The following is a 19952-nucleotide window of genomic DNA, read 5'->3' as shown; positions in this document are numbered from 1 at the left end:
TTATTCGGCCACTTGCCGCATGGACATGGGAAATTGATCTTTTCCGTAACCGCCGGTGCAGTCCGCGACCGTGGTCGCCCCTGGGCGGCAGTTGATCTTGGGCATGTCGTAAGTGCTGCCATCGCCGCACACGGCCTGGCCCTGGCTGTCGATGGCCAGGCTGCCACCCTTCATAGTAGCGCTCACCGGACCGCTGCATATCGAGCCGTCGGCCTGGTGTACGGTGACTTGACCCTTACCGTCCTTGAGCTGGTATTCCAGACGCAGCGGTTTGCCGGTTCGGCGGTCCTGTATCCCGGCGCCTGCACTGTACTGACCATCGAGAAACTTGGCGGCACCGTCAGCGGCGTCTGGCGGGATGCTGAGGGGAGGGCCTGTTTTTTTGGTGGCGGATTTTTCTGCTTCGGGCGATGTGACATCCGGCGGCGCGGTTTTGTTTTCGGCTGCCGGGTCTTTGGCTGGGTCTTTGGTCAAGTCGGCGGGTGCTGCGTCAGCCTCGTTACCCTCGTTACCCTCGACGGCCGGCGTTTCCACACCCTGTGTTCCGGTCACGGCGGTGCCGGTGCCGTTGGTGGCGCCTACGACGGTGCCGGTCACGGGGACGCCATTGAGCGTCGTGACATTGCCGGTCAGTGGCGGCTCTTCCAGCTGTTTTTCCACCGGCACGACGCCCTTGGGCAGCAGGTCTACCGCCACCATCGGAATAGGGACGCACCCTCGCAGGCCGAGCAACAGCCACAAAAGCAGCAGCAGGAGCGGCAGCAGCAACAGCCACCACCAGCGGCGCCACCACGGACGAGCCACCACCGGCACGACGGGCGCAACAACAGGCGCTTCGACCACAGGTGGCTGCGGCGCAACCTGATAGAGGCAGTGCAGGGGATCACGATTGAGGTCGCTGCCGGCGTGCTCGAAACCCCAAAAGGTCAGCACCGGTTTGCCTTGGACCAGGTAGACGAAGTTTTCGTCGGGGATATGAATGACGCGCTTGAGCAACTTGCCAAACACGGCTTTGTCGCCTTGCTGCTGTTCGCCGGAATCAGTGCCCAGGAAACGCTGGCTCAATTCCTCGAGCGCGGTCTTGAGAGCTTCAAGTTGGCGGCGGGCAGGGACGCGTTCCTCTTCGGTCGCGCTGCTCCACGGAATTACATCGCCGTCGAGGGCGCTGTACCAATCGATCTGGTTGCCGAGTTCATCGCTTTGAGGGATGGCCAGATGATCGACCAAATCGGGGTTCTTGCGGCGAATGGCTTCGCGCAATTGCAGGGCTGCCCGGTAGACCGGTTGACCTGTTTCGCCGAGGGCAGTGAATGACCCGCTCTTACCGCTGCGTAATAGTGCCCCGCGCATTCAAACTCCATACGATCCGTTGCGCAAAAATGACAGACAAATCTGTCTGTGCTTGCTCCTGCATTTAGCGGGCGACCTTAATGTCATCATGATATCGCCGTCAATCTGCCGGAGGTTTAAACCTTATGAGACTAACGTAAGCATGCGGAGGTTGCATAAGGTCAAATTTAATTGGCTTGGGAAGGCACGGGCGTAAGCTTTTTTAAGCTTGATGAATCGTTTCAGTAGCGCTATAAAAAATGCACAACTCCAAAAAAGGCTTTCCCTAAGTTCCCGCTCAAATTCGTCGTCGCCCTTGGCGCGCTGTCCGCCTCCCGCGCCATGGCTCGGCTCAGCGATCGGGAAGCCCAGCTTCGGCCTTACTGACCTGGTGTACTTTGGTTGGCTGTAGTCCGGCAGCTTGCGGCGGTGTACTTAAGCCGAGAAGTGGGCTCGCCAGGGACATCACCACGGATCGCCGGGCACCTTGGATGCATCGGGCCCACCTTAGAAGTGAGGACTTCTTGTTTCCAACCCGGCTGCACGACCCGATTCATTCCTTTTAGCAAAGCCTTCGTGATCTTGCGAAGTGTATGAGCCGACTCGCTTTCCGATAGCGTCCGCTATCTGGTTGGAACCATCGATTGAATGTCGGACCCACTGAAAAGGTGGCGGCACCGCGACAACGTTCAGGTCAGTAGCTGGGTGACTCTGCATTCCGTCAATCATGACCATGGCATAGTCGAACAACTGCTTTAGCCAGGAGCGCAGTTTTTCGGCGACGGACAACGCTCCGCGTTTTTCGACACGGCCATGACTTCCCGCAGCATAGGCCGAGTGACCTCGTAAATGGTCAGTCGCTTGAGTAGCGGAAAAACGTCTTTTTTGAAAACTCTAGGGATGATCGAGAGCGAAGTCTGGCGCCCCTCTTCTGGAGTCAAACCTCTGTGGTCCAGCCATTTCTCGTAGACAGCAATGAATGTGTTCTCACCTGCCATCTTGATGGCATTGAGTTTCTGTTTGCGTTCGATGCGGGGATTGATGTGTTTGACGACCATCGTCCGGGCCTGATCGCGCAGTTCACGAGCGTCTTTCAACAACAGCTCGGGATAGCTGCCCAAGGAAATGCGAGCGCGTTCTCCCAACCATGAATAGCGAAAGTGCCAGAGCTTCGAGCCGCCCTGAGAAACGAACAGAGACAGGTCGTCGGAATAGCTGAGCATGTAGTTTTTGCCAGTGGCTTTAGCCTGGCGGACTTTGAAATCGGTGAGCATGTCCAACCCTCGGAATTAGGTTGGATGCGATGGTTATCCCCGGGGAATAGCTCCACCAGCAACAATGCGAAAGCGGAAATACCCGGATCTATGGTCCACTTTATGTACCAGAAAAGGCCAGTTGTCAGTGGATTGCGCTGGATGTCACTGGAATGAGGGCTCGGAAAAAATCCGTTTCAGCTCAGTGACCTAATTGCGTTCCATGGATTTGTACAGACAACCATGGAAAGGAGATATGGAGCGGGTGAAGGGAATCGAACCCTCGTTATCAGCTTGGGAAGCTTTTACTAGTGCAATCTCATGGCGTCACAGGGGATATCAATTTCAGTCTGTAGCCCAGTAGAATCGCGGCCCTCAGAGGGTGGTGTTCAATCGTGTTGTTTCAAGCGGTATCACCTTAGATCGGGCCGACTGTCACCAGGAACTGTCACCAATGCTCACGGAAAAGCAGATTCAAGCGTTGAAGCCTCGCGAACGGGATTACGTCATGTCGGACGGCCGCACGGCCAAAGGCGAAGGGGTGCTGGTGCTGAAGGTCCGTCCCAGCGGGACGAAGGAGTTCTATTTCCAGCGGCATGTCGCTGGCAAAAAGAAGATGGCCAAGCTTGGTACATGGCCGGAGATGAAACTCACGATCGCCCGGGACAAGTGTCGTGAGGAAAAGGGGGTGCAAGCTTCACCTGGTACATTTCAGGACCTGCTTGATCTGTATGTGAAGAAGCTCGAGACCGAGGAAGCTGCGTCAGCTGGTGATGTTAAGTGGTCGCTCAAGCATTACGTAAGTGACCCTTTCCCCGATCTGGTCAGAAAACCCGCGTCGCTCATCGGCCCGGTCCAGATCCGCAACATCATTGTGAAAATGATAGATGCCGGCATCACAACTTATTGCAATCGCGTCCGTTCTCAGCTTCATGCAGCGTTTCAGGTAGGGCTGGAGCAGGAGTACAACCCCCGCAGTTACCTGGCCGTTCAAGTGAGGTTCGGCCTGATCAGTAACCCGGTGGCCAGTGTGCCGGTCCAGGACGATTGGGAACAACCTGGTGATCGGGCTCTCTCAACGGAGGAACTGGCGACACTTTGGCAGCTACTACCTGAGCATTTGAGTCTGGTGACATCCGAGTTACTAAAATTTCTCATTGCCTCCGGCGGCCAGCGTCCCGAGCAGGTTCTCGCAACCGAGCGGCGCCAATACCTAGACGATCATTTGATAATCCGTAACAAGAAGGGAAAAAGCGGGGGCAAGGGTATTGAAGGGGAGCGGTCTTTGCACGTTGTGCCGTTCAATAAGGTGATGCGCCAAAGCCTCAAAGTGATGGATGAGGTCAGTGATTCGAGCGCTTACCCTTTTATGGGCAAAGCGGACGGCAAATCCCTTCACACCCAGTCGCTGTCTCGCGCTGTGACGAAGCTTTACGGCCGACATACCAAGAAATTCAATGGACCTTTTACGCTGCGAGACATTCGTCGGACCTGTAAGACTCTGATGGGAATGGCCAAAATGGACAAGGAACTGCGCGATCGCATTCAAGGGCATGCTTTCAATGACGTTTCGTCTAAGCACTATGATAGATATTCTTATTTTGATGAAAAAAAGAAAGGACTTCAGCGCTGGGCCACTTGGCTTAACAAGAATGTGATTACGGTAAACCTGGGCAAAGCGGAAAAATAGTCCACCATTGTTCAAGTCTATGCTCGGTGTTAGCGGTATTGATTCCGAGCAGTCCGACTATTGAGCCGCTGACATCATGTCAATCTTTATCCCAAGTCTTTCTAGTTTTCATATATGCGTCGTCGTTTCTGAGTCCACCAAATATTTCATCAAAATCCGGCGTTAGCCGCTGGTCAATTTCCATGCTCAAAAGCTCGAGGCTTAAAAGTAATTCGACCCAGTATCGGATAATTTGCAGTACGTAGAGCTGGCGCTTCGGTGCCACTGCTTCAAAAGCGCCTGTGCGGTAACTGGCGTCCTCCAATGTATTGATAATGCTACCGTCCTCTGAGATGTAGTGAACAGCTGAAAACGAACCCAATTCTCGTTCCATTTCCTTCGCATCTAAGCGTATCTGCGATTTTTTTCTTTGTGATACTTCGTTTTTAAAAATTGGTACATCAACTTTTTTGTACCATGTGGCTATAGGGCCGGATTGCTGTTTATTTCCTAAGAGTAAATTGATGTTGGAATAGCGTTGCCCATTCGCAAAATCGGAAAGAACTTTCATGATGTTGTAATGAATGGGGTTGGAGAATGTAGAGCCTGATTTGAGTTCGAACGTTCTTTCTTTAATAATTTCCTGCGATTTTTCGTATATTTTTATTAGGTCGTGACCGATGGTTTTTCGTAAGTATTCATCCGTGGGGAATGTCCCTTTAGTTCTTACAAAGAAATCCAGTATCAAGCAGATTTTTCCGATGCGTTCAAGTCCGATGCTTAAGTTGTTGAACGATTGGAAATATAATCCTTGGGTCGCGTAGTTGGCTCGGCGAATCTGCGTTGCGCCATAACCTAGCAGCTCCTTGGTAAACAGCGCTTCACTAGTAAAAGCTTCCCGTAATTTGGAGTCTTTCATCTGTATCAGCATCCGGTATATGTAGAGCGTGGGAATTAGTGTGGTCTGTTGCGAGCTAGGGTAGACCACATCAGGTGGAGGAGTGTACTGAGAAAAGATGAGGCCGCTCACGCGGCCTCGGTTGGTTTCCATGCTGCAGGGTTTTGCTGCCAGGCTACGATTGCAGACTCGCGCCATCCTACGCGGCCGGGTGATATCGACACCGGGCGTGGGAATCGTCCGCTTTTCATTGCGCGCCATAGCGTTGCGTGTGACAGGGATGTCACAGCAATGACATCCCGCTCCCTCATAAACCGATCCAACTTACTCACCTGAACTATCTCCCCTGCAGCGCTGGCAACGCTCGTTCCGATTCGATGAATCCAGTGCTTTGGCCCTCACCGTCCATCACTTTCAGAAACATCACCTCAACCTTAGCTGAGTCGACCAGTACTTTCCCTACTTCGGCGATCGCTTTGGCTCGCTCTATTTCCATTGGATTGTCCGGGTCCTGAAGCGCCTCCAAAGTGGCGAACAGGTGGTTTCTCAGATCGGTCATTTTGTTATTCATTGGTGGCCTCGATCGTTCTTTTCAATTTGCCCAGGAGGCGAATGGTTTGCTTAAGCTCGGGTGGGAATCGCTGAATCGTGTTGCGGCTCATAAGCTCGCGCCGAGTGATCAGTTCAAGGTTGTCGACACAGCAGTTCGAGTGATCGGCGGTTTTGAAGACCAACACCATGCCCTTCGGGATCGCCCCATGCGCTGCCTCCCAATTGCGGCGGTGCGTCCACTCCCATTTGTTTGGTTCGGCCACCTTGATTTTCATATACCCGTCCGAAGCCATGACTTCGGTGCCGATCGGCACATGGTTGTGTGGCAGCCGGCCACTGGTGAATTGTGTCTCGGCAGATCTGCCGCCGGCGGCAAATGGCTTACCTTTGTTCCAAGTGCCATGTCCTTTCTGAAACCGAGTGGCCAAACCCGGGTTCGCGTCTGGGCGAAGTCTGCCCGAGTGTTCGCTAGCCAGAAATTCGGCGCTGCGCTTCAGGCCAAGTTCTTTCGCTTTGCCGTAAAGGGCGGACTTCGGACGACCGAGCAGTTCAATGAGCTGCGACATTGGTGTGGCCGGGTACAGTGCCGCCAAGCGCGACTCCTCGCTTGTAGTCCAGAACCGTCGGCGATGGGTTGTCTTTTGCGAGGGGCTGGCGTCAACGCGTGACCTGGCTCGTTCTAATGCTTGTTGTGCAATGGTGTTCACGGTTTCCATCCTTAATATCAGGCTTTCCGACAGGCTTTTGCCAATCTCACGGCGAGCCTTTCCGCCATAAGGGCAGCCCATTCTTCTTTTTTCCGCTGCTGACGCTGCTTGCTGCAGCTTTCGTGTCGACGCGTTGAGCGTGCAAAGCCGCAGATATCGCACACGCTGGGCAGATCGAGGCGCTGGCTGGCCATCGCAGGCCGGATTCGTTCCTGAGACATGGTCAGGCTTCCCCCGAGACTGCTATTTCAGTCAGATCAACTTCAAAAAAACCCGGGACGTCGACGTCGGCGCCGATCACTCGAATACCGCACCACCCGTACGGTCGCTCGTCTGCTTCGCAACCACCAAAACCCTCGGCGCTGTGTAGGTCATGTGTCCAGCTGGTGCCCGGGTTGTCACCGAAGATAGTCTTAGACGCAGGAGTGAATGATGTTCCCCCTTGCTCCAGCATGATCCTGATCATCGTGGAACCGGCCAGGCGAACAGCGACGCGGACAACATCGTCGCTTTCCTCCATCAAGCGGGTCTTATCATCAGAAAGGTATTGGTTGATCATGGCCGCGCGTTCCTGGGTCAGAACGTCAAGGTTCACCTCGAGCGTCACTTCGTAGTCTTTCCAAGACTCAGCAACACGATATCGCTTCAGATTTGCAGGGGTGGTAGCCTCGGCGACGTTGCCGCTATTGGTCTGAGCTTGCATGGTTCTCTCCTTTCAGGGGTGGCGGGTGCCATGGGGTTGCAGCCCCATGGCACCAACTTTTTGGGATTCTCAGCTGAGCATCCAGATCATCAAATCCGGCACCTGGACCGCGACGATGGCAATCAACGCCACCGTCAAGACTGCGCCGATCAATTGCCCAAGTAGGGCGCCGCGTTCGGGTTGTTCAAGCTGCTCTGTGTTGCGCATGGTTCTCTCCTTTCAAAAGTGCCGGTTGCAGCCGGCGTTATTGGTTGCTGTCTGGCAATCGCACCAGGTGCAGCACCAGGTCTTCAAATTCGGTCGTGTCTTCGCTGCATGACTGCCACTCCAAAACCGCTTGGATCTGCAGCCGGGAGCAATTCAGCACCAGAATCTCGCGCTGACCGTCCGTAGCCCGTACCTCCAAAATGTCTACCAATCCGTTCGCACCGTAGGCTTCGGCCTGCACCGTTTTACAGTGATCGTTCCCGAACTCTCTGAGCAGTTGGGAGATGGGGTCCTTGAGGCTTTTCGCATCACCACATTCAGTGCCGGCAACGACTTGAATCTGCATGGTTCTCTCCTTTCAGGGCTGTCGACGCGGGTTGCAGCCCTACGCCTGGAACATCCAGCATTTGACGGTGGGTGACTTGGTGATCGTGTTGTTACTGCGCGTGGCTTGGTACGCGCGTACGGCGCTGTCGACGGCCTTATTCGATTCCAGGAATTTGCGGCAGCGGGATTCCTTCAGGCGATCGCGCAACTCGCTGACGTCGGCCAGCTTCTGGCGGTGTTCTGCAGCGCGCTCGACGAACTCGTTAAGGTTGATAGCGATGACGTTGTCTTTCTTGCTGTGATTGACCACTGGACCGTCGGCGTCGAGGCCTTGGAGATAGTCGTAAACCTCCCAGAATTCCGCGACAACAGGATGGTCTGCGCTGATTGAGCTTTGTCGCTCAATGGCCATCGAGACTATGCAGCGCTGGGTTGCGCTGATCTGGGCATCTGAAAGCGGTACCAGCGAGCGAATGCAGTCGACCAGGCCGAGCAGTTGGGCGTGGTTTTTTACAATGCGCTCGACCCGGATGTAGCCTCGCAACTGGTTGCCGCAGTGCTGGCATGCGGCCTTTTCGTTATTCGCGGGGAACTCGGTGTCGCAACTGATGCAGTGAGTATGTAGCCGACGCAGGCGTGCCTCATGGGCCGGAATCTTGTCGGCAAGGGTGGCCATGACATCGCTTTCACTCTTCACCGCCTGCAGCAGGAAGTGGCTCAGCTTCGAGCCATCCAAGGCGGTCAGCCGATCAGCCGCGGCTCGGCTGTCTGGTGTCACGTTCGGCCGAACGAAATGCAGCTTCACAATTCGCGTCATGATTGCCTCGGAGGCAATCACCGGCGCGTTCTGGCTGATGGCGATCGTGCCCCGGAACGGTGGCTCGTAGGTTTCGTTGCCGGCGGTTTTAACGCCCTTCGTCGCTAGGGTGCCGCCGCCGAAATAGTCCTTCAGCTCATCCCATTCGAAGTTTTTCGCGTGGGACTTGTCGTCGCCGCTCCGATCGGACTCAAGCAGCACCACCGGCATGCCGGACACCTGGCCCATCAATCGGCTCCGACCGGCCTTCGTAGATTTCGACGGGTCAAAACCTTCATAGCCGGCCCGGCCCAGCAACTTCCAAAGCAAGTTGAGCAGGGTGGTTTTACCGGCTCCGGCCTCGCCGGTGGCTTCCAGGAAGGGAAAGGATTGGTAGCGAGCGCGGATCTGCTCGGCGAACAGCGATCCGAACCAGAACGTCAGCGCGACAACACCTTGGGCACCGAAGCATGTCCACAGCAGCTTCGCCCATTCGTCGCTGTATTCCTTCGGATCACGCTGGATCCGCACCGGCACCGCACGTTGCAGGGTTTTCAGGCGCAGTTTGCCGAACTCGAAAAACTCTTCGTCGTTGACGTCCACCACCTGGCCATCCTTTACCGCCAGGTCGCCATACACGTAGCAGGCGTATTCCTTGCTGTACCCGACAAAGTCGATCGTCTGGACTGTTTTGATCGCAAACAGCTGGTCCTTCATGATCTTGTCGAGCTGCTGGCCGCTGCCGGTGAATACTGCGCCGGCGGCCATGCCCAGCAGGCGCTTCTTGAATTCGCTCGCGGCGGCGACTTGCCCACCGGTAAAGGTGTTCTTCACTGAGCCGCCGTCGTGTGGAAAGTCGACGCGGAAGAAGTACCAGGACTCGTCCGTGATCTCGTTGCGTTGGAAGTACAGCGCCTGGGGGTAGCAGTTGGCGATCTCGACCACGCAGCCGGACATGCGCAGCGCTTTTTCACGCATCGCTTTATTGTTCAGCTGCTGCTCTTCGTGGTTTTCGCTGGTCTCCAGAGCCTGCATGGCATTGTTGAATTTGCTGATGTCCAGCTTCCACCAATACAGGCGGGATTCGAAACCAAAGTGAAATTCCTCGCGCTCGCGCCAGTCGTAAATCAGCAGAGCCTTTTCGGATGCGCTTTCGGCGATGAGCAAGGCACCGTGATGGCGGGCCTCGTTGAGGTCAGCTTCAGTGCGCCGCTTGCGATCGGCTCCATCACTGACGAATGCCCATCGCTGATGCAGGTCGTTCCAGTCCACCTTCCGCGCATCGCGCTGCGGAATCTGCGCCGCAGTGCACTCGAAACCCATTGAGCGGGCCATGGCGACCCATTTGCGGGTGTATCGGTGCGCACCTGGCTCGTTGTCCAATGCCCAGACGAGCCTCGGCAGATTGCCTGCTCGAGCAGCGACAAGCGCCTTCAGCGAGGCCTCTGGAAACGCATTCGATGACATCGCAGCGACCGCATCGATCTCATTGTGCTGCAGGGCGATCGCGTCAAAGATGCCCTCGACAATCCAAAGCTCGGAAGTCTGCGTCAGGTCAACGTAGGGGGAGCACCACCAATAACCTTTGTACGACTCGCCCGGCTTGAAGCGTGCCTTCTTTTTACCGAAACGCTGGGGCTGGTCAATCAGGCGCTCCCAATACCCGCCGTGCTCGAGCGGAAACCGGACGGTGGCCGAACCGATATTCAGCACGCGATCAAAATAGTTTTCCTGGGTGAACAACCCTGCGACTAGATCGATCTTGAATCCGCGAGCGAATTCCATATAGGCGCGGGCACTGGCGGTCGGTTGGTCATCTGTTGCCGGCGCACGTTTGCTCCAGTCGTCAAACAGGTCGGCATACAGCTCTTTGACATGCCACTGCTGTCCGCACTTGCTCTCACGGCCGCACTTGATGAACCACGGCTTCTCGAAGCTGGAATACAGTTCCTTCTTGTTGCAAGCAGGGCAGGTGCCGCCGCGCATGAAGTCGGTGCCTGTGCGGTGCCGCAAGCCGTAATCGAATTCGAGTCGGGTCAGTATGTCGCCCCGGATTTGCTGTTCCATCTTCACGCCTGCTTTCTGATGGCGACCCGAAGGGCGCCGAGAGTTGTCTTTTGAGCCGCCAGAGCGGGGTAGGCCGAGAGAATCGCGCCGGTGCGCAGACCATTAGGGATCCGACGAAATTCGTCTGAGTACCAATGCTCCTGAATGCCAATCCGCAGGCGCTCACGGAGCTCCTGCTGCAGCGCTTCTGCGAGGCTTTCGCTCAGGTCCATCCGGATGGAAACTGCTGTATTCATGGCTTTCCCCTGATTTCAGGCGCAATTCGCCCAAACCCACACGCGAGCGGTGGAGCAGTTCGGTCAGTTAAATGGGGCTTTCTGGCGTTGCCCGGAGGCATCAAACAGGTGTTGGAAAATCAGCGCGACCGGAATGGCAAAAGACTTGCCGCTAGTCTGGTCGAAGAGAACAGCGACTGACTCGGTGCTGTTTCTCAAGTCGAGACGCTGCTGGTCAGCGCTCGAGCGCAGATCAACGTAAGCGAGACCTGTAAGGATTTCGGCAAGGTAAACCGGAACCTCAAGTGAGGCCTGCAGGTGCGAAACGGTACGGGTAAACAGCTGCTGATCATTGCCCAGGTGTTCGGCCTGGTGACGTTGCATGTAGGAGAGCGCGGCACTTTGCAAGGTGGCGCGGTATTCGTGCTCGTGGTTTTGCTCGTTGATCATGGTGTTCATCACGCTGACTCCAGTCCGAGTAGGTCCATCTGGTGTTCGCCTTCCTTCTTCATCGCTTGCCGGCGAATAGCGACAGGAGCCACTGGCAAGCAGACAGCCGGGTTTGGCATGCCCGAAGGACTCATTTCATGAGTCATTTCGAACTCAGCCCGAACCGACCAACCGCAGGCCTCGTTGATGCATTGCAGGTAGGCAATACGCAAAAAGATATGCGTGCCTTCACTGGTCCGGATGCGCATTCGCTCCCGGCAGTGCGGACATACCAGCTTGTAAGTGCTCACTTTTTCTCCCCGCCGCTAATCGCGGCCTTCGGCTGACGCCGAAAAATGGCGACGCTTCCAGCGCCTGTTTCAAATTCCTAGCTGCCCGGGTTTTCCCGGTGCAGAACGATCACTGCGGTGATCTCTTCATGTCTGGCTGCAACGTGCGCACGGTGGGCAGCGAGAATGGCCTGCACTTCGTCGTCCTGGATGACGCCGTCTTGGAGTGCTTTAGAAATGATGGCGTCGACGAGGCCACGCTTAACCGCTGTATTGATCGAGCGGGCGTACAGGTCGACGTTGTCCAGTTGCCCAGCTTCAGCAACCGGAACGAAAACGCCGCCGTACAGGTTGCAGACGAAATCGGGAAGGTGAGTGGTCCCGGTCTGTGATTCCAGTAGGCAGATCTGCTCATCAGTAAGCGGCCGACTACCCGCGTTTTCGTAGGCATGGTTGTCGAACTTCTTGACCGACAGCCCCAAGCGCGGAGCGGCGCATTCACGACCGCCCGGATACGCGCAAATCACTGCGCTTACGACCTGCCTGCGGGTTTCTAGAACGGTGCGTTTCATCTTCTGGTTTCTCGCGTGGCCAAATGCCATTAATTTGAAATCACACCGTCTTTGATTTTCAGGAGCACGGCTGCTCGTCGGGCCTCGCCTCGCACGCCCTTCTTGCGACCGTTCAACAAATCGCTGACCAAATTTTTGTTCAAGCCATGTTCACGGCAGAAATGCGCAATGGTTATCCCATTGCGGTCAAGTTCTGCGCGGGCTTGCTCCGCTGTAAGGAGGACGGGCATAGTGTTCATGTGTGTTCAATCGTGTTGTGTGTGCCATCATTATGCCCAAGAATTTGGCTGTGTAAAGCGGCGCATGCCAAAAATTTGTGTAACCGGAGAATCCTTGGAAAAAACTTTGGGCGAGCGGCTCCGGGAAGAGCGCGACCGGCTTGGAATCAATCAAAACGATTTCGCTGATATAGGCGGTGTGAAACGTAACTCCCAAGGCAATTACGAGAACGATCGACAGAGACCGGACACGGCTTACCTGTTGGCAATTTCGAAAATTGGTGTGGACGTGATTTATGTTCTTTTCGGCCGGCGGGACACAGCTGCGGGAACGCAGACGACGATCGAAAGTGAGGTGCTGACCTGCATTCGTTCGCTGAGCCCTGCTGATCAGATCGTGGTCCACCGAGTCGCCACCGGCTTGGCCGAAATGGCAGCGAAAGAATCGCAGGGCTCGCGTCCGCTGGAGTGAAAGTGCAGCGCGGCCTCTACTGCAACCATACGAAAGAGTGCTCACCTGGGGCTTCGGAAAGTCGTGATTTAGACGATCCTCTGCGGCTTTTAGGAGTAGTGAGCATGTTGGATCGAGGCGTTTTGGAGCAACTTGAACAGGACGTTCGGGACAGAGAATGTTCCGCCTCTCAGTTGACGCAGCTGGAGTGCATTTTGTTGAGCATGTATCGAAGAATGTCGGAGAGCGATCAGAGCCATATCTACCGGATTGCGGAGATGATGGCCCAGACGGATTGACCGCCGACCCATTCACCGCACCCCGGCTCATCACGTCGGGGTGCCTGGGACATCAGCCCCATTCTTGGCTTGCAGCCGCTTGTACTCCCTATCCACGGCCCGTTGTGCTGACGCCTTGCTCTCATAAAGGTGCGTCAATCGCTTAGGCTTGCTCTGATCTCCCTCGCTCAGCTTCTGCTGCTGGCCGCTTTTCTCATCGCGGTACCACGCAACAATGCCGGTGTAATCGCCGCTGTCGTCCGCGAGTTCGGCTACCTCGTCCCCGTCAGGCAGCATCGACTCGAGTTCAAGACTTGTAGTGAACGAGTCGGCCGTGAAGCTATGTTTCACGTTGCCGCCCAGCCAGATCACGTCCGCGATTTCTTGCTTGATGCCAGTCAGCGAATAAGTGAGTTCTGGCGTGAGCTCAGGACGGCCGCGAGCCAGTGAGTAACTGAGCGTGGCAGTTCCACGCTGCAGTTTGTTCCACTCGGCACGGGCAGCTACCAGGGCGCTTTTTTGATCCGTATAGGAGTGGCGCAGATCCTTGATATTGTCACCGCCCCCGGAGATTGCTTCCTTTTTCTCCGCACTGTTGACGTCGTAATAGAACGCCCGTACGCCTGTGTAGCTGTCTCTATCCGCCTGCAAGAATCGGTGCTGGTCGCCGTCCCGCCGGGTGAGGGTGATGTGTGGCAAAGCAAGGCCGCTGGCACTTGTGCCGTTGCCGATCGGCATGAATAGCAGCTTGCCCGCTTTCACCGTAGCGATCGCATCGTGCTCTTGTCCCAGGCGTGAAAGCAGGTTCGCGTCTGACTCGTTGGCCTGGTCGAGGTGCACCACCTGGATCGCGCTCAGGGCGGCGCTGACCAAAGGCCCGAGGCCGTAGGCTCCGGCAATGGCCTGCACAACCGTCTCGATCGTTTCGGAGTGCCAGCTTCGCTCCCGTTTGGCTTTCAATCCTGCACCCAGATCCACGCTGCGCGCTCGAATGTTCAGCTGATCTGGCGCGCCGCTGTGTTCCGTTTCGTCGACCGTATATGTGCCTTTGTCGACCAGCCCTGTGTCGCTCCAGCCCAGCCATAAACGCAGGGTCGCGCCTTTGGGTGGAATGACCAAGCGCCCATCATGGTCCGACAAGGTGACGTCGAGCTGGTCCGCTGTGAGTCCGCGGTTGTCGGTCAGCTCGATGCTCATCAAGCGCTTCTCGATCGCCGCCGTGATGTCGCGGCCGTCGACCTCCAGTCGACAGATCGGCCTGGGGTAGGCCCGTGCTTCGCGGATGGATGCCTGCGCGTCGCTCAGATAGCCGTCTACTCGGCTGAGTGCTTGGTCGATCACAGGATATTCCTCAAGATGTTCCCGGCTGTGCTCACGCCGGCACCGAGCAGGTCGACGCGGCCGTCATCGATACGTTTGATCGCGATGGTGAACTCAATGCGGCGCGCTGCGCCGTCCGGGAAAAACAGGGTTTTGTTCTCAGTGATGCTGTCGATCACCCAGATGCCCAAGATCCTGCCGGTGCCTTCGATCAACGGCCATGCCTTACCGGTGTCGGCCATGGCGCGAAGTGTGTCCAGGCTGAGCGGGGTGCCAGCGAGTGCCGGCAGAAGAATGCCAGGCATGCTGATCGAGTCATCGCCGCGCCCTAAGAACTGGCGAGATGGGTTTGTGCCGATACGCGAAGTCGAGCCGTGACGCCATTCCGTCTGCCGCTGCAGTTCCTGATACGCCAAAGTTTCGAGGCTAAAAATGAACATGCCCAGTGCCATCATCATGTCCGTTTACTCCTGGTCGAAGAGGGCGCTGCGGCCCTTGGCTTGTTTGGCGTGCTGGCGTTTATCCAGCTCTGCAGACACGGCGCGTGCGATCGCAGCGGCGTCCATGCCTGGGGCGGGGTGAATGTTGATCACGATCTGTTCGGGCGCCATCTGTACCGCAGCTGGGGCTACTGCAGGTGCAATTGGCGGGCGGTTGTCGATTGCGATCGCCTGCTGGGCGCCGCCGATACCGATTGCCATCGCACCTGCCTGAGCCAGCTGTTTGCCCATACCCAGGATTGATTCGAGCATGCCGCCGGTTTCAGCCTTAGCTCCTGGAACGGATGCGGCGGGCTTCAGTGCTGCAGCTGCTGCCCCGAGCACCGCTGCGGCCGGTGTCAGCGCTGCGGCAGCCACACCTGGTACGGCGGAGGCAGGGTTGAATAACGCTCCAGCGTTGGTGATGGCCCCGATGGTCACAGTTCCCGCCTGGGTCATCAGATCGCCCACTGCCTTGACTGCTTCCATAGGCCCGTTTTGACCATCCGCCACGCCCTGCGCCAGGCCGGCCATGGTGAAACCGCCGAGCTCGGCGAATACCCGGGAAGGGCTGTGGATACCGAGTTTCTCTTTAAACCAGTCGACGGTGCTGCTGCCTGCGTCGGAAATTGCGCTTTTCACTGAGCCCATCGCGTTGGTGATGCCATTGACCAGGCCGGCGATGATCATTCCGCCAAACTCGGTGAAGCGGGTCGGCAGTTCGACGCCCATGTAATTCATCACCGCCGAGAAGGCCTGGTAGATCAGTCCGATCGGACTGAAATTCACCAGCGTCTGCAGGATGCCGCTGATCCCGCTGCTGAAACCCAGCTTGATCTCGGCCCAGGCACTCGCGAAGTAAGCCTTCACCTTGTCCCAGTTGACATAGATCAAATACGCGGCAGCGGCAATCGCCGTTATGGCCAGCCCAATGGGGTTGGCCATCAACAGCCGGCCGATCCACATGAGCGCCTGGCCGACAAAGGGCAATGCTTTCGAGCCGAGATTGACAAGCAGCCCGATCAAGGATGGGAGGCGGATCCCGATCAGTGAAAGCATGTAACGCACCGCGAGGAATGGTCCAAGGGTTGTCGCCAGCCCCAGAGCAATCGTGCTGAAACCAATCGATAACGCGGCGATGCCGGCGCCGACCTTCAGGATCCCCAGAACCAGCCCCGGGTTGGCGGTTGCCCACGCATTCACGCGTTCGAGGACGCCATTAAATCCGCTAATCAATTGGACCAGTGCTGGTTTAAGGGTCTCGCCCAGGGCACTGCTCAAGTTGAACATGCGGTTTTGGGACATCTCCCAGCGGGCGGACAGCTGGTCCCCACGGATATCCCCTTCACGCTGCATCGATCCTTCGCGCTTTGGCGCCTGGTCGGCACCGTTCACCAGGTTGAGCTGACGCCGATACTCTTCGACGTTGGCGGCAAGTTTCGCAGCATCGTCGCCATACTCTTTACCGAACAGCTGGGTCATTACGCCGAGCTGTTCGCCTTTTGGCAGCTTGTTGACGGCATCGAGCACTGCATTGATGGTGCCCGTTGCGTCTTTCGACATGCCTTCCTGAACGGCCTTCGCTTCCAACCCGATCGACTTTAGCCCTTCCACAAACCGCTTCGGCTGCTGAGTGGCAATCGCTAGTTCGCGGATCATGGCGTTAGTCGCGGTGGCCGCGATTTCTGACGATGCGCCCAGCGACAAGAAGGTCGAACCCAGCGCGGCGGCGTCCTTGAAGGACATGCCGACCGATGCGGTGATGCCGGCCGTGCGCTGCATGACATCAATAATGTCGCCCCCTTTCGACATGGCGTTATCGTCCAGGAAGTTGATCGCATCACCGAGCTGGTTGACGTTCTTGATAGGCAGTTTGTAAAGGTTCGCAATCCGCGCCAGGTTCTCGCCTACTTCCTGCGCCGGCAAGTCGAATGCGGTCGCGGCCGTGGCTGCGACGCGGGCAAACTCCAGCAAGTCGTCTTTGCCCTGAATGCCCATTCGCGCGCCGCCTTCCACCAGGGCGGCGATATCGGTCGTGGCCATGGGGATGGTTTCAGACATCTTCTTGATGGAGGTGGCCATCTCGTAATAAGTCTGGGTGAGCTGGCCGTTTCCATCCCGGGCACCCTCGACCTGCTTGGCGACGCCGGCCATGGCGTCTTCGAAGCGCGAGTAGTTTTTGATCATGCTGATGATCGGCATGCCGGTTGCAGCCCCCACGGCGCCGGCGCTTGCGCCGGCGACAGCAGCATTGCCGGCAAGCTCTCGGCCCTTGGAATAATTTCTCTGTGCTTTCGAGACCCGTTCCTGCTGCTTGGCAAGGGCGGAAAGACGATCTCGCTGAGTTTGAATGGCTTTATTCGCCGCCTCGATCTCGGTTTTCAAGCGGCGTTCAGTGGTGCCGAGGTTGCGGGTGTCAGCACCGGTTGATTTCATAAGGGGGATCAGGCGCTGCAGCTCTGATCGCTGAGCCGTGTGTTTGTTTGTCAGCTTTTCCACCGAGGCGGAGGCATTAACGAATGCTTTCTGGAAGGCGGCAGTAGGGGCTTCCATCTTCTGCAGCTGCTCACGCAGGCCGCGTAGTTTGTCCTGCGCCTTGGCCAATTCCTCGGAGGACTGGCGGACGGCTTCGCGCTGGCGGGTGTAGCTGGAAATGTTGGACTGCTGAGCGTTGAGCTCTTTCAGCTGGTCCCGCGCCGCCTTCAAGGCGCGAGACGTCGCAGTGCTCCCAGCGCTGATTTGCTTGAGAGGCGCGGTGACCTTGTCGATCGCCGACAGCATAAATTCCAGCCGCAGCTTGTCAGTCATCTTTCGCCCCACTTCGCTTGCGGGCGCGTTCGCGCCAGTCCATCAGTTCGGTCAGGGGGAGCGGATCCATCTCCGCTGGCCCCCAGTGGAAAATCACGGCGATATCCGCCATGGCGTCATCTACGCAACGAGGGATGCATCCACCTTCGCTGACTTCGGCAGCAAAAAACCGGCAACCTCGGTGGCCATCTGCACCAGGTCCGCCGGATCCATCTGGCCAATGTCGTGATCGGTTAGCGTCGGGGTGGTGATGCGTGGCAAGACCTTGCGCAACGCGAGCACGTCCATCTGCAGCAGATCGGTCAGGGAGACGCCACGAAGTTCGCCGGAGAGGGGTTTGCGCAGCGTCACCTCGGTGATCTCGGTCGAGCCCCTGACGATCGGCGTGTCCAGAGTGATGACGGGGCGGTTTGGGTTTTTTACAACCGAGGCGTCTGCAGCTTCGTTCTGTTCAGTGGTGTTCATGTGGAAATCCTATGGAAGAGGGGGGCCGGGCGAGCCGGCGGGAAAAGCTGGGATTACAGGCCGATCGCCTTACGGTGCTCAGCCAGCATGTCCTTGCCGTCAACCTTGAAAATGAAGTTGAGCAAGTCGATCTCGATCTCTTCATTTCCGTCGATCGTCAGCTTGTAATAGCTGCAGGTGGTGGTGAACTTGTGCTCGGTGTCTTCACCGCTTTCCGCGTCACCCATGTCGATCTCTTCGTGCCGGCCGCGCACGACCACCTCGACAGCCGAGACCTCGCCGGTGTCGTCGCGCTGGATCGATCCAGCCCAACGCAGCATCACGCCGCTGGCCGATACCGCGCCGTATTGACGCAGCGCAGTCAGATCCCAGCCACCGAGGGTCCATTCCAACTGGATCCCGTCGTCGCCGTGACCCAAGTCGACTTTCACCGCGCCGTCCATGCCGCCGCCCCGGAAAGCTTCGAGCTTACGGGCGAGCTTGGGCAGGGTGACGCTCTTGCACGCACCGACGTAGCTGACGCCGTCGTTGTACAAATTCATGTTCTTGAGCTTTTTGGGCAGAGCCATATGGGCGCTCTCCTAAAGGCACGGCCATCGCCGCGCGGATGAATGAATGTCAGGCGTTGACGCGGCTGGCGAAGTCGACCAGATAGCGGTCGGTGATACGCTGGCGAAGTCCCAGGTTCTCCAGTGGCGGCACTGGCGTGTAGTCGTAATCGAGGTACAGCTTGCCGGCCTTGAGGGTGTCCTTGTCATTGGCGGCTTCGTCGTACCAGCACTCGCCCCCGATCAGGTAGCCAAGGCGTACCAGCTCGCGGAATTTGGCGTTGATACCCTCGACGATGTCGCGGACCAGGCTCGGGTGCATCGGCTTATCCACTGCCCAGAACTGCCCCTCGGCCATGGTGTCAGCCAGCACCTGGGCGGTGCGGGTGTAGTTTTCAAAGGCGAACAAAGGATCGTCGCTGCACGTGCGCGAGCCCCAGAAGCGGAAACCATCACGACGGATCAGCGTGGTGACGTCAGCCGCGTTCAACAGGCCCGCGTCCGTGGCTGGGTTCTGCAGATCCCAGTAGATATCGCGGCTGAGTCCGGAGACGCCGTTCACGGCCACGTTCGACAGGGTTTTATGCCAGCCCACTTGCTCATCGAGCTTGGCGCGCAGGCCCAAAGCGCGGGCGATCGCCGACGCCGGCGCATCCGCATTCAAAGTGGTGTCCCAGTTCACAAAGTCGGGCCAGATGATCATCAGTTCGCGGGCGCCGAAGTTTTCCCGGTAGGCGATGACCTCCGAGACGGTGTTGCAGTCCCAAGCACTGGCATATGCGAATCCGCGCAGCTTCTGCGCGGTGAGCACCAGTTCCGTGGCCACCGGTAACGAGTCGAGGCCCGGTACGCCGATAATGCGCGGCCGTACGCCCAGCTGAGCTTCTGCAGCCAGCAGAGCCTTCATCCCGGTGTATTGACCACCGGCGGTCACACCGCCAATCACGTTGGTAGTGGTTTCGGCTGCGTCCAGCCCCTGGGCTACGCGAACAACAACAGTGACGGGGCTCGCTTGGTCAGCGATGGCGTCCAGGCTTTTGGCAAGGGTGCCTTTGACACCGGCCTTACCGCTGGCGGTAAGCACGTCGGTAAGCAGCACGGGGCGGTTGAGCGGGAATGCGATCGGATCGGCGTCTTCGGCGGTGCAGACCATGCCGACGACGGCGGTTGCGACGGTGCGGATCGGACGGGTGCCTTCGTTGATTTCGACAACTCGGACGCCGTGGTGGTAATCAGTGGCCATGGGGAGAACCTGCGCGTGGGTGACAATGAAACGCAGGTTGACGCGCGCGCGACATGACGACGAGTCGCCGGGCCTGTGGAAGCGCTCGCTACAAGGCAGACAAAAAAAAGCCCTGCAGGACAGGGCGG

Annotated in this window: 24 protein-coding genes; 2 read left to right on the top strand and 22 right to left on the bottom strand. The window is 57.4% G+C overall.

Annotated features, from left to right (window positions below; all coding sequences use genetic code 11):
* Both ACRESJ_RS08490 and ACRESJ_RS08485 read right to left on the bottom strand, forming a co-directional pair.
* Window positions 1-1350, bottom strand: coding sequence for an SrfA family protein (locus ACRESJ_RS08490; protein ID WP_431757510.1), 1350 nt, complete (start codon window positions 1348-1350; stop codon window positions 1-3).
* Window positions 1351-2084: 734 nt separating this feature from the next.
* Window positions 2085-2603: a tyrosine-type recombinase/integrase gene (locus ACRESJ_RS08485; protein WP_431757509.1), complete on the bottom strand. Its 519-nt coding sequence runs from the start codon at window positions 2601-2603 to the stop codon at window positions 2085-2087.
* A gap of 433 nt (window positions 2604-3036) precedes the next feature.
* Here ACRESJ_RS08485 and ACRESJ_RS08480 point away from each other — a divergent pair, with 433 nt between their 5' ends.
* Complete coding sequence (locus tag ACRESJ_RS08480; protein ID WP_431757508.1) at window positions 3037-4272, top strand: tyrosine-type recombinase/integrase; 1236 nt, start codon at window positions 3037-3039, stop codon at window positions 4270-4272.
* A gap of 79 nt (window positions 4273-4351) precedes the next feature.
* On the opposite strand, the gene ACRESJ_RS08475 is transcribed toward ACRESJ_RS08480, so the two are convergent.
* The 13 genes from ACRESJ_RS08475 to ACRESJ_RS08415 form a co-directional block, all read right to left on the bottom strand.
* Window positions 4352-5170, bottom strand: a complete 819-nt coding sequence (locus tag ACRESJ_RS08475) for a hypothetical protein (RefSeq protein ID WP_431757507.1) — start codon at window positions 5168-5170, stop codon at window positions 4352-4354.
* Between the two features lie 107 nt (window positions 5171-5277).
* On the bottom strand, window positions 5278-5460 hold the full coding sequence (locus ACRESJ_RS08470) for a helix-turn-helix transcriptional regulator (protein WP_431757521.1): 183 nt from the start codon (window positions 5458-5460) through the stop codon (window positions 5278-5280).
* A gap of 26 nt (window positions 5461-5486) precedes the next feature.
* A complete protein-coding gene (locus ACRESJ_RS08465) occupies window positions 5487-5720 on the bottom strand; it encodes a hypothetical protein (RefSeq protein WP_431757506.1) in 234 nt (77 codons plus the stop codon).
* Window positions 5713-6294, bottom strand: coding sequence for an HNH endonuclease signature motif containing protein (locus ACRESJ_RS08460; RefSeq protein WP_431757505.1), 582 nt, complete (start codon window positions 6292-6294; stop codon window positions 5713-5715). Before ACRESJ_RS08460 ends, ACRESJ_RS08465 begins: the two co-directional genes overlap by 8 nt.
* A 337-nt stretch (window positions 6295-6631) precedes the next feature.
* Window positions 6632-7111, bottom strand: coding sequence for a DUF2528 family protein (locus ACRESJ_RS08455; RefSeq protein ID WP_431757504.1), 480 nt, complete (start codon window positions 7109-7111; stop codon window positions 6632-6634).
* A gap of 69 nt (window positions 7112-7180) precedes the next feature.
* A complete protein-coding gene (locus ACRESJ_RS08450) occupies window positions 7181-7318 on the bottom strand; it encodes a hypothetical protein (RefSeq protein ID WP_431757503.1) in 138 nt (45 codons plus the stop codon).
* Window positions 7319-7355: 37 nt separating this feature from the next.
* Window positions 7356-7664: a hypothetical protein gene (locus tag ACRESJ_RS08445; protein WP_431757502.1), complete on the bottom strand. Its 309-nt coding sequence runs from the start codon at window positions 7662-7664 to the stop codon at window positions 7356-7358.
* A gap of 39 nt (window positions 7665-7703) precedes the next feature.
* Window positions 7704-10508: a toprim domain-containing protein gene (locus ACRESJ_RS08440; RefSeq protein ID WP_431757501.1), complete on the bottom strand. Its 2805-nt coding sequence runs from the start codon at window positions 10506-10508 to the stop codon at window positions 7704-7706.
* A gap of 2 nt (window positions 10509-10510) precedes the next feature.
* Window positions 10511-10744 (bottom strand): hypothetical protein, encoded by a 234-nt coding sequence (locus ACRESJ_RS08435; RefSeq protein ID WP_431757500.1) that lies wholly within the window; start codon window positions 10742-10744, stop codon window positions 10511-10513.
* Between the two features lie 63 nt (window positions 10745-10807).
* Window positions 10808-11182, bottom strand: a complete 375-nt coding sequence (locus tag ACRESJ_RS08430; protein WP_431757499.1) for a hypothetical protein — start codon at window positions 11180-11182, stop codon at window positions 10808-10810.
* Entirely contained in the window at window positions 11182-11463 is a 282-nt protein-coding gene (locus tag ACRESJ_RS08425; protein ID WP_431757498.1) for an ogr/Delta-like zinc finger family protein, read from the bottom strand. The genes ACRESJ_RS08430 and ACRESJ_RS08425 overlap by 1 nt, the downstream gene beginning before the upstream one ends.
* Before the next feature lie 77 nt (window positions 11464-11540).
* Window positions 11541-12014, bottom strand: a complete 474-nt coding sequence (locus tag ACRESJ_RS08420) for a YmfL family putative regulatory protein (RefSeq protein WP_431757497.1) — start codon at window positions 12012-12014, stop codon at window positions 11541-11543.
* A gap of 29 nt (window positions 12015-12043) precedes the next feature.
* Window positions 12044-12244: a DNA-binding protein gene (locus tag ACRESJ_RS08415; protein ID WP_222019459.1), complete on the bottom strand. Its 201-nt coding sequence runs from the start codon at window positions 12242-12244 to the stop codon at window positions 12044-12046.
* Between the two features lie 103 nt (window positions 12245-12347).
* Between ACRESJ_RS08415 and ACRESJ_RS08410 the strand changes: the two genes are divergently transcribed.
* Window positions 12348-12704 (top strand): helix-turn-helix domain-containing protein, encoded by a 357-nt coding sequence (locus ACRESJ_RS08410; RefSeq protein WP_431757496.1) that lies wholly within the window; start codon window positions 12348-12350, stop codon window positions 12702-12704.
* A 308-nt stretch (window positions 12705-13012) separates the two neighbouring features.
* Here ACRESJ_RS08410 and ACRESJ_RS08405 read toward each other — a convergent pair whose 3' ends face one another.
* From ACRESJ_RS08405 to ACRESJ_RS08375, 7 genes are read right to left on the bottom strand one after another with little or no spacing between them, the layout of a single operon-like run.
* Window positions 13013-14302 (bottom strand): phage late control D family protein, encoded by a 1290-nt coding sequence (locus ACRESJ_RS08405; RefSeq protein ID WP_431757495.1) that lies wholly within the window; start codon window positions 14300-14302, stop codon window positions 13013-13015.
* Window positions 14299-14739, bottom strand: a complete 441-nt coding sequence (locus tag ACRESJ_RS08400; RefSeq protein WP_431757494.1) for a phage tail protein — start codon at window positions 14737-14739, stop codon at window positions 14299-14301. The genes ACRESJ_RS08405 and ACRESJ_RS08400 overlap by 4 nt, the downstream gene beginning before the upstream one ends.
* A gap of 6 nt (window positions 14740-14745) precedes the next feature.
* The gene (locus ACRESJ_RS08395) at window positions 14746-17568 is read right to left on the bottom strand and encodes a phage tail tape measure protein (protein WP_431757493.1); all 2823 of its coding nucleotides are present in this window, start codon (window positions 17566-17568) and stop codon (window positions 14746-14748) included.
* A complete protein-coding gene (locus ACRESJ_RS08390; protein ID WP_076383311.1) occupies window positions 17561-17680 on the bottom strand; it encodes a GpE family phage tail protein in 120 nt (39 codons plus the stop codon). The genes ACRESJ_RS08395 and ACRESJ_RS08390 overlap by 8 nt, the downstream gene beginning before the upstream one ends.
* 8 nt (window positions 17681-17688) lie before the next feature.
* Window positions 17689-18033 (bottom strand): phage tail assembly protein, encoded by a 345-nt coding sequence (locus ACRESJ_RS08385; protein ID WP_431757492.1) that lies wholly within the window; start codon window positions 18031-18033, stop codon window positions 17689-17691.
* A gap of 53 nt (window positions 18034-18086) precedes the next feature.
* Window positions 18087-18602 carry a phage major tail tube protein gene (locus tag ACRESJ_RS08380; protein ID WP_243241490.1) on the bottom strand — a complete coding sequence of 172 codons (516 nt, stop codon included), beginning with the start codon at window positions 18600-18602 and terminating at the stop codon, window positions 18087-18089.
* Window positions 18603-18651: 49 nt separating this feature from the next.
* Window positions 18652-19824 (bottom strand): phage tail sheath protein, encoded by a 1173-nt coding sequence (locus ACRESJ_RS08375; protein WP_431757491.1) that lies wholly within the window; start codon window positions 19822-19824, stop codon window positions 18652-18654.
* Between the last annotated feature and the right edge of the window lie 128 nt (window positions 19825-19952).

It is taken from the genome of Pseudomonas sp., assembly GCF_050739655.1.
GTDB lineage: Bacteria > Pseudomonadota > Gammaproteobacteria > Pseudomonadales > Pseudomonadaceae > Aquipseudomonas.
The sequence above is the reverse complement of the archived record's forward strand: the minus strand, read 5'-3'. Positions and strand labels throughout refer to the sequence as shown.

Bases quoted from the DNA above. Each gene is read 5' to 3' on its own strand.
- ACRESJ_RS08375 (WP_431757491.1), bottom strand. From the start codon at position 19,824: ATGGCCACTGATTACCACCACGGCGTCCGAGTTGTCGAAATCAACGAA.
- ACRESJ_RS08435 (WP_431757500.1), bottom strand. From the start codon at position 10,744: ATGAATACAGCAGTTTCCATCCGGATGGACCTGAGCGAAAGCCTCGCA.
- ACRESJ_RS08485 (WP_431757509.1), bottom strand. From the start codon at position 2,603: ATGCTCACCGATTTCAAAGTCCGCCAGGCTAAAGCCACTGGCAAAAAC.
- ACRESJ_RS08445 (WP_431757502.1), bottom strand. From the start codon at position 7,664: ATGCAGATTCAAGTCGTTGCCGGCACTGAATGTGGTGATGCGAAAAGC.
- ACRESJ_RS08430 (WP_431757499.1), bottom strand. From the start codon at position 11,182: ATGAACACCATGATCAACGAGCAAAACCACGAGCACGAATACCGCGCC.
- ACRESJ_RS08465 (WP_431757506.1), bottom strand. From the start codon at position 5,720: ATGAATAACAAAATGACCGATCTGAGAAACCACCTGTTCGCCACTTTG.
- ACRESJ_RS08480 (WP_431757508.1), top strand. From the start codon at position 3,037: ATGCTCACGGAAAAGCAGATTCAAGCGTTGAAGCCTCGCGAACGGGAT.
- ACRESJ_RS08455 (WP_431757504.1), bottom strand. From the start codon at position 7,111: ATGCAAGCTCAGACCAATAGCGGCAACGTCGCCGAGGCTACCACCCCT.
- ACRESJ_RS08440 (WP_431757501.1), bottom strand. From the start codon at position 10,508: ATGGAACAGCAAATCCGGGGCGACATACTGACCCGACTCGAATTCGAT.
- ACRESJ_RS08475 (WP_431757507.1), bottom strand. From the start codon at position 5,170: ATGAAAGACTCCAAATTACGGGAAGCTTTTACTAGTGAAGCGCTGTTT.
- ACRESJ_RS08470 (WP_431757521.1), bottom strand. From the start codon at position 5,460: ATGAGGGAGCGGGATGTCATTGCTGTGACATCCCTGTCACACGCAACG.
- ACRESJ_RS08400 (WP_431757494.1), bottom strand. From the start codon at position 14,739: ATGATGATGGCACTGGGCATGTTCATTTTTAGCCTCGAAACTTTGGCG.
- ACRESJ_RS08395 (WP_431757493.1), bottom strand. From the start codon at position 17,568: ATGACTGACAAGCTGCGGCTGGAATTTATGCTGTCGGCGATCGACAAG.
- ACRESJ_RS08450 (WP_431757503.1), bottom strand. From the start codon at position 7,318: ATGCGCAACACAGAGCAGCTTGAACAACCCGAACGCGGCGCCCTACTT.
- ACRESJ_RS08390 (WP_076383311.1), bottom strand. From the start codon at position 17,680: ATGGCGGATATCGCCGTGATTTTCCACTGGGGGCCAGCGGAGATGGAT.
- ACRESJ_RS08385 (WP_431757492.1), bottom strand. From the start codon at position 18,033: ATGAACACCACTGAACAGAACGAAGCTGCAGACGCCTCGGTTGTAAAA.
- ACRESJ_RS08420 (WP_431757497.1), bottom strand. From the start codon at position 12,014: ATGAAACGCACCGTTCTAGAAACCCGCAGGCAGGTCGTAAGCGCAGTG.
- ACRESJ_RS08380 (WP_243241490.1), bottom strand. From the start codon at position 18,602: ATGGCTCTGCCCAAAAAGCTCAAGAACATGAATTTGTACAACGACGGC.
- ACRESJ_RS08490 (WP_431757510.1), bottom strand. From the start codon at position 1,350: ATGCGCGGGGCACTATTACGCAGCGGTAAGAGCGGGTCATTCACTGCC.
- ACRESJ_RS08415 (WP_222019459.1), bottom strand. From the start codon at position 12,244: ATGCCCGTCCTCCTTACAGCGGAGCAAGCCCGCGCAGAACTTGACCGC.